Annotated in this window: 18 protein-coding genes and 1 pseudogene; 18 read left to right on the top strand and 1 reads right to left on the bottom strand. The window is 36.8% G+C overall.

Annotated elements, in window-relative coordinates; translation table 11 throughout:
• Positions 1–7 precede the first annotated feature (7 nt).
• Complete coding sequence (locus GGG_RS21425; RefSeq protein ID WP_227500511.1) at positions 8–835, bottom strand: LexA family transcriptional regulator; 828 nt, start codon at positions 833–835, stop codon at positions 8–10.
• Between the two features lie 127 nt (positions 836–962).
• On the opposite strand from GGG_RS21425, the gene GGG_RS0117715 reads away from it, so the two are divergent.
• The 18 genes and pseudogenes from GGG_RS0117715 to GGG_RS19985 all read left to right on the top strand — a co-directional run.
• Positions 963–1,184 carry a hypothetical protein gene (locus tag GGG_RS0117715; protein WP_004725025.1) on the top strand — a complete coding sequence of 74 codons (222 nt, stop codon included), beginning with the start codon at positions 963–965 and terminating at the stop codon, positions 1,182–1,184.
• Between the two features lie 8 nt (positions 1,185–1,192).
• A complete protein-coding gene (locus GGG_RS0117710) occupies positions 1,193–1,549 on the top strand; it encodes a transcriptional regulator (RefSeq protein WP_010117387.1) in 357 nt (118 codons plus the stop codon).
• 56 nt (positions 1,550–1,605) lie between these two features.
• Positions 1,606–2,082, top strand: coding sequence for an HNH endonuclease (locus tag GGG_RS20760; RefSeq protein WP_010117386.1), 477 nt, complete (start codon positions 1,606–1,608; stop codon positions 2,080–2,082).
• Positions 2,060–2,941 (top strand): hypothetical protein, encoded by an 882-nt coding sequence (locus tag GGG_RS20510; protein ID WP_010117385.1) that lies wholly within the window; start codon positions 2,060–2,062, stop codon positions 2,939–2,941. Before GGG_RS20760 ends, GGG_RS20510 begins: the two co-directional genes overlap by 23 nt.
• The gene (locus tag GGG_RS0117695) at positions 2,922–3,617 is read left to right on the top strand and encodes a hypothetical protein (RefSeq protein WP_010117383.1); all 696 of its coding nucleotides are present in this window, start codon (positions 2,922–2,924) and stop codon (positions 3,615–3,617) included. Before GGG_RS20510 ends, GGG_RS0117695 begins: the two co-directional genes overlap by 20 nt.
• A gap of 95 nt (positions 3,618–3,712) precedes the next feature.
• Positions 3,713–3,943 (top strand): hypothetical protein, encoded by a 231-nt coding sequence (locus GGG_RS0117690; RefSeq protein WP_138920294.1) that lies wholly within the window; start codon positions 3,713–3,715, stop codon positions 3,941–3,943.
• The gene (locus GGG_RS0117685; protein WP_010117380.1) at positions 3,940–4,170 is read left to right on the top strand and encodes a hypothetical protein; all 231 of its coding nucleotides are present in this window, start codon (positions 3,940–3,942) and stop codon (positions 4,168–4,170) included. Before GGG_RS0117690 ends, GGG_RS0117685 begins: the two co-directional genes overlap by 4 nt.
• Complete coding sequence (locus tag GGG_RS0117680; protein WP_010117378.1) at positions 4,167–4,394, top strand: hypothetical protein; 228 nt, start codon at positions 4,167–4,169, stop codon at positions 4,392–4,394. Before GGG_RS0117685 ends, GGG_RS0117680 begins: the two co-directional genes overlap by 4 nt.
• Positions 4,391–4,639: a hypothetical protein gene (locus tag GGG_RS0117675; RefSeq protein WP_010117376.1), complete on the top strand. Its 249-nt coding sequence runs from the start codon at positions 4,391–4,393 to the stop codon at positions 4,637–4,639. Before GGG_RS0117680 ends, GGG_RS0117675 begins: the two co-directional genes overlap by 4 nt.
• Positions 4,636–5,133, top strand: a complete 498-nt coding sequence (locus GGG_RS0117670) for a hypothetical protein (RefSeq protein WP_010117375.1) — start codon at positions 4,636–4,638, stop codon at positions 5,131–5,133. The genes GGG_RS0117675 and GGG_RS0117670 overlap by 4 nt, the downstream gene beginning before the upstream one ends.
• A complete protein-coding gene (locus GGG_RS0117665; protein WP_010117373.1) occupies positions 5,126–5,455 on the top strand; it encodes a hypothetical protein in 330 nt (109 codons plus the stop codon). The genes GGG_RS0117670 and GGG_RS0117665 overlap by 8 nt, the downstream gene beginning before the upstream one ends.
• Complete coding sequence (locus GGG_RS0117660) at positions 5,448–5,960, top strand: RusA family crossover junction endodeoxyribonuclease (RefSeq protein WP_010117371.1); 513 nt, start codon at positions 5,448–5,450, stop codon at positions 5,958–5,960. The genes GGG_RS0117665 and GGG_RS0117660 overlap by 8 nt, the downstream gene beginning before the upstream one ends.
• A 9-nt stretch (positions 5,961–5,969) precedes the next feature.
• On the top strand, positions 5,970–6,500 hold the full coding sequence (locus tag GGG_RS0117655; protein ID WP_010117369.1) for a hypothetical protein: 531 nt from the start codon (positions 5,970–5,972) through the stop codon (positions 6,498–6,500).
• A 90-nt stretch (positions 6,501–6,590) separates the two neighbouring features.
• On the top strand, positions 6,591–6,791 hold the full coding sequence (locus tag GGG_RS0117650; RefSeq protein WP_010117367.1) for a hypothetical protein: 201 nt from the start codon (positions 6,591–6,593) through the stop codon (positions 6,789–6,791).
• A 100-nt stretch (positions 6,792–6,891) separates the two neighbouring features.
• Positions 6,892–7,128: a hypothetical protein gene (locus tag GGG_RS0117645; protein WP_010117366.1), complete on the top strand. Its 237-nt coding sequence runs from the start codon at positions 6,892–6,894 to the stop codon at positions 7,126–7,128.
• Positions 7,129–7,647: 519 nt separating this feature from the next.
• Positions 7,648–7,827 (top strand): hypothetical protein, encoded by a 180-nt coding sequence (locus GGG_RS0117640; RefSeq protein WP_029574688.1) that lies wholly within the window; start codon positions 7,648–7,650, stop codon positions 7,825–7,827.
• A gap of 285 nt (positions 7,828–8,112) precedes the next feature.
• Positions 8,113–8,877, top strand: coding sequence for a hypothetical protein (locus GGG_RS0117630; protein ID WP_010117364.1), 765 nt, complete (start codon positions 8,113–8,115; stop codon positions 8,875–8,877).
• 45 nt (positions 8,878–8,922) lie between these two features.
• A pseudogene (locus tag GGG_RS19985) lies at positions 8,923–9,348 on the top strand (hypothetical protein); the annotation flags it as partial.

The following is a 9,348-nucleotide window of genomic DNA, read 5'->3' as shown; positions in this document are numbered from 1 at the left end:
ATGATTTTTAACGTCTTACTTTTCTAATATCAATTTTCATCCAATACTGTCCAACTATATGAATATTTTCAGATTCAATTTTAGCTGGAGAGTAGTATTCATCTGGAAAGCGCACCTTGTCTGGATTTCGCGAAACAGCTCTAAAGCCACCCTGACCTTCTTCACCCCAATTAAAAAGAATTTTAATTTTAAGCTCGCTTCCTTTAGTGAATGCGTAAATTTCACCGTCATAAATCTTTTTAGCTGAAGTATCAACAGAAACTTTCTGATCTGGGTAAAGATCAGGAACCATGCTTTCCCCATCTACATTAAAAATCTTGCAATGAGAAGCACTAGCTCCAGATGCATTAACTTCAACGATAGGTATGAATAACTTATATGGACTGCTGTCTTCTAAGTTTATATAACCGTTGCCAGCACTAGCCTTGATTTCAGGGTAGTAATCAATAGCCACATACCCTTCAGGAACAGGATCACCATCTTCATAAATACCAACACCCATATTTAGATCGGTAAGTTCTGAATCAGGTTTGCTAAATTTTTTTCTAATTTCTTCAAGGCTTAAAGTTTTTATCGTTGAAGAGTTTTCCTTTGAGTTGACTACATAATCTCTTGATTGATCGAGGAATCCCTTAGGTTTATTGAACGCTTTTTCTATCTTCTCAACTGTGTCATCACCAATATTTTTAGTGGGATTTTTTCCTATGTATTGACTCAATAAGTTGTAGGACATTTCAATCTTTTCAGCAAACTCAGTTCGACTCAAACCTGACTCTTTCATCAGTTTTCTGGTGTTTCCAAGTCGTATCTCATGAATTGTTTGTAATTCAGTCATTTTTAAATCTGCCATTTTTCATAAGTGTTAATTTACCTATCAGGTAGAAAAAATAAATACCCTGATAGGTTGTATTTTGTTTACCTTATAGGTATATTTATTATTAATTTACCTTTAAGGTGTATTTATGGTGACTCTTTACGATTTCTGGCGTGGTCTTGATAAAGATCAACGCATCCAATTCTGTGAAACCACAGATATTTCCTATGGATATATGGAATCACATCTTATCCATGGTCGAAAAAAACCAAGCATGGAAACTATTCAAAAAATAGTCGATGCAAGTGACAAGAAATTAACCCACAAAAGCATTTTTGACTTCTTTCTTAGAAAGACTAATGCAGCCTAGGAACCACCATGAGCAAAGTATCAATTGAATTAAGTGCAAGCGCCAGAAATGACGCATCACGCATATTGCACGGACTTGACTCGAGCAATCAAAAAGAAATTGCTGAGCAACTTGGTGTTGATCCAAGCACAGTTACAAGAATGAAAACAGACAAGAAAAACAATGGCTTGAACGAAATTGAATTGTTTTGCGAGTTATTGAGCTGTCTTGGTTTAAAGGTCGTGCCTAAAGAATATCAAAGTATTGATAAATCAAGAGTTGAAGCACTTCTTGTTATGTCAAAGAGCTGGATGAATCGAATTGAAACTGTTGATGATTTGTTTCATGACGAAATCAGTGAACGGAAAGAAAAACTCGGATATTAAAAAAGCCTGATGGTTTAGATCAGGCTTCATATATTCAAAACGAGATGGAAATGAATATGACAACAAATTTAGCACATGAACAACAGAGAACACAAGTCGTTCAAGAACACTCAATATTTAACTGTGATTTATGCAGAAATGAAATTAGTTTTGCCCCTCATCCATTTGGTGTGAATGAGAAGAAACTTTGCTTGGACTGCGTAAGACAGATTGCTTTTGGGTATTTAAATCACATTGATCAAATTTTTCAATCTGATTACACCCGTAAAACACACGAAGCACAGTTGGAGTATAGAGATTCACTAAGCCCAATCCAGTACACAAAGAAGAAGATTGGACAAAGATTGCGTATGCAAGTCTATGAAAGAGATGGATTTGCTTGTGTTACGTGTGGTGTGCAAAAGAATTTATCACTAGACCACATTAAACCAGAGGTATTAGGCGGTGAATCAACGCTCGAAAACCTACAAACGATGTGCACGAGTTGCAACTCAAGCAAAGGAGCGAGATATGTCGAAACTCCTGATCAATGAGTCTCCCTTGCAAGTACAGCCATCTCTAGCGATGGCAATAGGGCTTAATGAGGCTATATTTTTACAGCAGCTTCATTATTGGTTAGGCGCATCTAGGTTGCACAAAAATAACCAAAAGTGGATTTATAACACATATCCAGAGTGGCTTTTGCAATTGAAGTATATGTCTCTAGCCACCCTAAAAAGAACCATTAAATCACTTAAAGACCAGAAATTAATTCATGTTGAGCGCTTTGATAAGAAGCGTTCAAATCAAGTTAATTACTACTCAATTGACTACAACGTTCTTGGCATTATTGAGCAGAATATCACACAAGCTATTGATTCTATTGATCAGCTCAAAATGAGCCAATCGAGTAGCTCAAATTGCACCAATGCAGTAGCTCAAAATGAGCCAGTTGATCAGCTCAAAATGAGCCAATCTCCATTAGCTCAAAATGAGCCAATGTTAACAAGAGAATACCAAGAGACTACTCAAGAGATTACACAAGAGAATATATCTGAGAAAAAACCTAAAAATAAATTTTCTTTGGATGATGCTTGCAAAGTGGATCTACCTGAGGGTGTTCAACGTGAATTGTGGATTGCTTACGTTGAAATGCGTCACAGCATGAAAAAACCACCCACTCAAAAAGCAATTCAATTGGCTTTGAGTGACCTAACCAAATGGGGTTCTGAAAAAGCCAATCAATCTTTGAAAAACTCTATAACAAGTAATTGGATTGGTTTATTTGAGCCTAAGCAGGCTGTTCAAACTTACACGAGAAATTACCAGCAAAGCCAAGCATCAACTCGCTGGTCTGAAATACAAGAGTTAATTATTCAAGAGGAGCAAAGCAATGACGGCTATGGTTTCTAATTCTCAACAAGATTTACAGCCAACAAATTCAGCAAAACTTGTTGGAATATTTAAAGCAATCGCACCTCGATCTTTTGAAAAAACTTTTGAAGGCATGCCGACTGAAGCAATCAATCATGCAATGAAAATATGCATTGACGGATTAACAAAAGATCAAATTAATTTCGGCTTAACTCAGGTTCGTGATAACGGATTCTGTCCAGATCTAGCAATGTTCCGCAAGTGGTGTTTAGGGATTATTGGTTTTGGAACAGAACAACAGCGAGCTATTGATTCTTTCAAAGGTAAACATGCTGCTTTAGCCAATATTATCAAATGGCGTCAAGACCAAAAAACCAAAATTACAAACGCTGAAAAAGAAGCTTATGACCGTTGTTATGAGGGTTTTATCAATCTTGATTACTCATCAAACTTTGAGCGTGCTTCGTACAATGTTTATGAGGCATTTAAAGAGAATTACCTTGATGTAATTAAGGAATTTGTTGATCAAGGTGTGGTGCAGGCTGAATGGGTCAAGCCAGTTGAAATACCAGTGAAAACCTCTTGGGTAGATTTCGGAGCTGATCCAGAGCCTAAGCAATCGGATGAAGAACGAGCAAAAGCTAGGGAATATATTGAAAAATTAAAGGCCGTTCTCAAACGACCAAACCAAGGATCGCAAGGGGAGTTGGTATGAGTGCGGTTGAGTTTGTTAAAAAATATGGGTGGGATAGAGCAAGATCTGCATCAAAAATGCATATTGCTGATTTTAGTAGATGCTTTGATCTCCCTATGAGTTTGCTAATTGATATACGTGATGACCTAAAACGCCTAGTCGATAGCTGGGAGTTAGTACAAATCCATGGCTTGGAAAACTCTAAAAAGATTGTTGCTAATGCGCCAAGTGATGAACATTTCTATTCTTGGACATTAGGTAATTCAGGTGTGAAAGATAAAACTGTAAATATTGGTGAGTTACGTAAGGCCATCGCAGATGTGGAAAGCGTAGGAGGTGGGGTGTGAGTGATTACCTAGAAATGAATCTTAAACAGCTTCAAAAAGAACATGCCGAGCTGCTTGCCTTTAACGAAAAGCTAGACCGTGAGCGTAATGGATATCGCAAAGATGCTCGTAAGTACGCCAAAAAAGTGCAAATGATTGCAAGCCTGTTTGTTGTGCCTGGTGATGACCATGAATTAACACTCAAGGCTATTAAGACGATTGTGGAAAGCGTAGGAGGTGGGGTGTGAAAACTTATGGTTTTGATCGAATCAAACTTTCTCGAAATCTATCAATTGATGAGTTGTTACAGTTAGAAGAGGAAGTGAAAAAAGCAAGCTTAAATGAGTTTAAAGATGGGATCTATTTTGAAAATGGAAAACCTTCAATTCATATCTACAACAAAAATGGTTTGAAAAAATTAGACAACATTGGTTGGGCGATATTCAACAAAACAAAGAGGGTGTTGGTATGAGCGAAACTAAAACAACATTCGAAGATCATTTAAGCGTAGTGCTTTTTGCATGCTATGCAACACAGCCTTTTACGGTTAGGGATATTCAAGAGGCAGTGCTTGATATCCATAGAGCCAATGTCTATCACTTACTTCAAATGTTTGTGAAGCAAAGATATTTAGAGCGAGTGACAGACACACATTACAAAGCGACTCAGTATGCAAAAGACATTATGAATGTGGATAGAAATGAGGTGGCACTATGACAACTATAAACAACTCTGAAAACTTGATTGAGAAAGTAGGCGGCATTGAAAAGGCGAGGGAGATTGTGGAGGGAGCGCCTGAACTATCAACAGATTATGTTTTTTGGACTAGTAAAACTCGCTACATCAATAGGCTTACAAAAGAGGTTTATTTGGATAGCACACATGAGTGGTTTTCAGCAAACATTATGGTTCTGAATTTAATGCATTGTCTGGACGACCTCCGCACCGCAATTGCAGAGCATGACGAGTTTAAGGTGGGGGATTTGGTAGTGATCAAAGCAAATCCATTTTCGCCTGAAGATTACTTGATTGAAAAAGTAGAACAAAAGCATATCGGGAAGTGGTACATGAATGCATGGAGGCACGCCACGCCCGAAGAAATCAAAGCAGGTCATCGCATTGATGACACCACAGACCACGTCACCGACATTCGCAATCATCTTAGTCCGAGTACGATTGTCAAGGATTTGGAGGCAGAACGTCATGGATGAGTTTGAAGAGGCATGGAAAGAAAATAGGCATGTGTGGGAGTCAACTAAAAATCTAGCTAAGGCTATGTATTTGGCTGGTCAGCAATCTCGACAGGCTGAGGTTGATCAACTCAAAGGCCTTTTAGAAAAGGATGAATATGCGCACAACCTGTATTACGAAAATGCAAATTTACAAACATTAGTTGAAGAGAAAGACAAGCGGATTGAATCAGCTTTATATGTTCTTAAAGGGCTTAAAGCTGAAAATGATTTGTGGGGATGTGATCAAGTTGAAGTGCAGATTGAGATTTTAGAAAAAGCCCTGCGAGGTGCTAATGACTAATCTCCGTATTACCGCAGCACAGGCACGAAAAGCAGGTATTGGCCCTCGATTTGGTGTAACAGCCAAGTCAGGGAAAAAGAAATCCAATCCAGATCCAATGCCAAAGATTCCGGCTCATCTGGTCGAAGGGAAAGGATTTGGTGTGATGAATGATGAATTGCTCTGGTGTGAAGTTTTAATCACACCTCCTTCGGTGAATCACTATTGGATTCGTGGAGCTAACAAGACCAATCGATTAAGTAAGCGTGCAATCTACTTTATTGACGTTATGAAGCGGTTTATTGAGCCAGCAGGGTATCAGGGCAGAGTTCGAGTAAAGATCGAATATGCGCCACCTGATGCGAAAATACGTGACATCGATAACATCGTTAAGCCTTGCTTCGATGCTTTGTCGAAAGGCGGGTTGATTCTGGACGATTCCCAGGTGGATGAATTGCTTGTGAAGCGGTTGCCATCAGAAAAAGGCGGGAAGCTGATTATTCAAGTTGAAAAGTTAAAAGTTTAAGGGGTAATTATGAACGCAGTAGCAGAGAAGTTATCGAATTTGGAATGGATGGGACAGCAAATGAGAGCGAAAACAGCAAACTATGAGATCTCTACTGCGTCAACTGGTGGTGATGCGCCTAATTGGGAGGATCGTTGCGGTGCTATAGCTTCAATTGAAGATAAAGCGACCAAGGCATATTGTGAGCTTTTGGTGTGGGGCGATTATCGAGACAACACAATGGCTTATCACACTTTGCATCATCATTTGGCAGCAATTTTATATGAGGCTTTGGCAAAGGATGTGCAGCGTATTAGATTCGATTTGAAATCATTTGCGTTCAAAGTAGTAAAGATGACTTTGTTCTTTAATTTGCGTGGAATTAACGGATTTACGATTGAAGAAAAATTAAAGTTTTTTGGTTTAAAAGAAGTGAAGCCTGAAACATATCGTAAGAATTATGCTTATTTGGAATTTATGGTTGAAAGCATACTGAATGATATGAAAGATGAGATTGATTTTTATGCTGATATTTATCGCAAAGATATGCGAAAAGCTTAATTGACAAAACAAAGGCATATAAGGTAGTATTTTTATATTCTGGTCGTATTACGGTTCATCCGAGACCAAGACGGTTTAAATAGGCTAAATATGGATTCACAGGATTTACTAAAACAATTAAATGATTTGGTTAAGTTGTCTGATGAGTTTCCAGAGCAAGCTATGGAGCAAGTTGAAAATTTCACTGTTCCTGAAGAGTTTCAACCTATATTGAATGCTGTTAAAGAATATGTAGAAGTAAAATATGGTGATCTTTATGAGTTCTTAGAGAATTTACATAAAGATCAGTGATATTTATTTTTAGAAAGCTCATCGAAAGGTGGGCTTTTTTTGACATTATTTATTCATAAAATTAAGTGATAATGCCTTTTTGTTTTTGAGCTTTACTGAAATGGCAATTCTAACTGTCAAGAAATTAGATGATACTCTTAGTGAATTAGCAGTTAACGGCAAAAAACCTGAAAAGATTTTGTTGGGTTATAAAGCGTATGGCGAGCTAATGAATGATCGTAGCTTTTTTGAGGAAGTAGCAGGGTCGGCAATGGATCCAAACAAACGAAAATATAAAAATATTAAAATTAAGGTTACCCAAGACGAATACCAGTTTGAAGTGAAGTGTCAAAAATAGGTTTAAGTATCAAGGAAAGTTCGCCAAATGGCGGGCTTTCTTGTTGTCTATTAAAAGACAGCCATTATATCCAATGTGATTTCGTCACACATTGAGTTAGCCTCAGAGCCTCAAATTGTGGGTGACACCCCGACCAAAGAGAATGAAAGGCACAAAGCAGATCAATAGCTAACTTTGAGATGTTTGTCGTGTTGAGTAGCGGTAGATCAGTTGCCGAGCTGATCAATATCGTAATCTAAGGCAGGGATGTGGCAGATCACCACGTCCTTTTTAATTTTACTGGAGGTATCTATGCTCCGAATTAAACAAATCCTCTGCCGACATGTTTGGGAATATTCAGATTTATTTACAGTGAGAGAGTGTAGGAAGTGTGGGAAGGTGGTTCAGGATTAGTTCGCTATGCACACTTTTTTTATTTAATAACAATATCTTGCGTTTTTTTCGCTCAGCCACAGAGTCATTGAAATAGAGTATAATAAATCTGACCAATTTTGGTTTTATTTATTTAAGTGATTGACAATGGCTATTCAAATTGGACATAAAGTTTCTATTTACGAAATAAGGGTTTTATCCATTGATGGTGAAACTGCAACTTGTGAATTAACCAGTAAAACTGGTGAAAAGACGAGTGTTGAGATACCAACAATATTTTTACGTCCATCAATTAACATGACTGAAGAAATGTTGCTTGGTTGGTAATTATCAAGCTAACCCAAAACCACCTCAACGGTGGTTTTTTAATGCCTAGAGGAAAGTGGGATGAATCAAGTCGAAGCGCAAAAGAACCTCCAACTACTCGAAGAAGACAAAGCACGCTTACTCTCACTTAACCATCTTAATTCCACTTGGGCGTTTAAGAATCAGTGTGAGATTAGGGTAAAGCAGATTAATGAGTACATGAAGAATATTCAGCACTACTTAAATTCTTGAAATAAATATAGATATAATTATAATTACTAAGTTGTTAATATCTGGTAAAGAAAAATGAGTAATAAAAAATATAATATGTTAACAAGAGATTGGATATATCTATTGACGCTATCCATAATTTTGCAATTTATCATCTATTTCTTAGCATTTGTTTATAATAATAGTACCAACGCACTTGGGTATGTCTCTTTTGCAGGCACTATGATTTCAATCATACTTGCAATTATTGCAATTGGTTATACTTATGGAGAATCCATTCGTCAAAAACATAATGAAGATGAATTAATAATTCAAATTCGTGGTTTAAGTGAAATTAAAGAAAAACTAGGGGATCAAGTTGATTTGCTTGAAAATATAGCAAGCATAAAGCAGAGTGTTGATGAGAAATTGGAAGCTTCACATAGATGGATTACTGAAAATATAAGTAAATATAAAAATAATGACAAAGTGGATAATGGTAATTTTGGAACACCTAGCGTTTCTATATTAGAAACTAATCAAAAGTATTTATCATCTACTAATTATGTGTTTGATATTTATGTGATTTATATATACAAGACTATCGATAGGCATCCAGCAGGAGGTTTTGTTAAATTCACTAAAAATTTGTATGATCAATTCAAAATTCTAGAAAAAAATGAAAGGTCTGCATATATTAGATTCGAAGCATGTATGGCGGTTTGGTCTATTTTAAAATCATTAGATCTTATTGAAAATGATGTAATAAACTTTAATGTCAGTAAATTTTATAAAGAGAAATATAAAAATTTTGAAGAAATTCCATCTACAGAATTAAATGAACTAATTCAAGATCTTTAAGGTACGAACTATGCCTCCTTCGGGAGGTTTTTTATTGGGTGAAATATGGAAATCAGTCAATATACCTGCCTCACCAAAAAGAAACCCAGTAAAACCAAACCAAGAATAAGACCACTGCCAAAGGCTACTCAAAAGTATTTAGAAGCTGATGAAACCTTGTTTTAGGAGTTAGAAGAACTCTTGATTGGTTATGAACGAAAGTTTCAACCTATTCCCACAAAGAATTGGCGTTTCGATTTCCATATTGTGAGGTTAAGACTTCTTATTGAAATTGAAGGTGGAGCATGGTCGGGTGGTCGTGGTGGAAAATTAGCAAACAAGGCTTGGAGTGTGGATCGTTATGATCAAACAGAAGAGTTAGGTTATAAAATTGAGCGGTTTCATCCTGATCAGATTCATTCGGGTTATGTGATTAATTGGATTCGAAGTCAGTTAGAGAGATTAGAAGATGGAACAGTTCAGACCATTCTC

The organism is Acinetobacter sp. P8-3-8, assembly GCF_000214135.1.
In the GTDB taxonomy this organism is placed as follows: domain Bacteria; phylum Pseudomonadota; class Gammaproteobacteria; order Pseudomonadales; family Moraxellaceae; genus Acinetobacter.
This window is presented reverse-complemented; position numbering and strand designations above follow the sequence as displayed.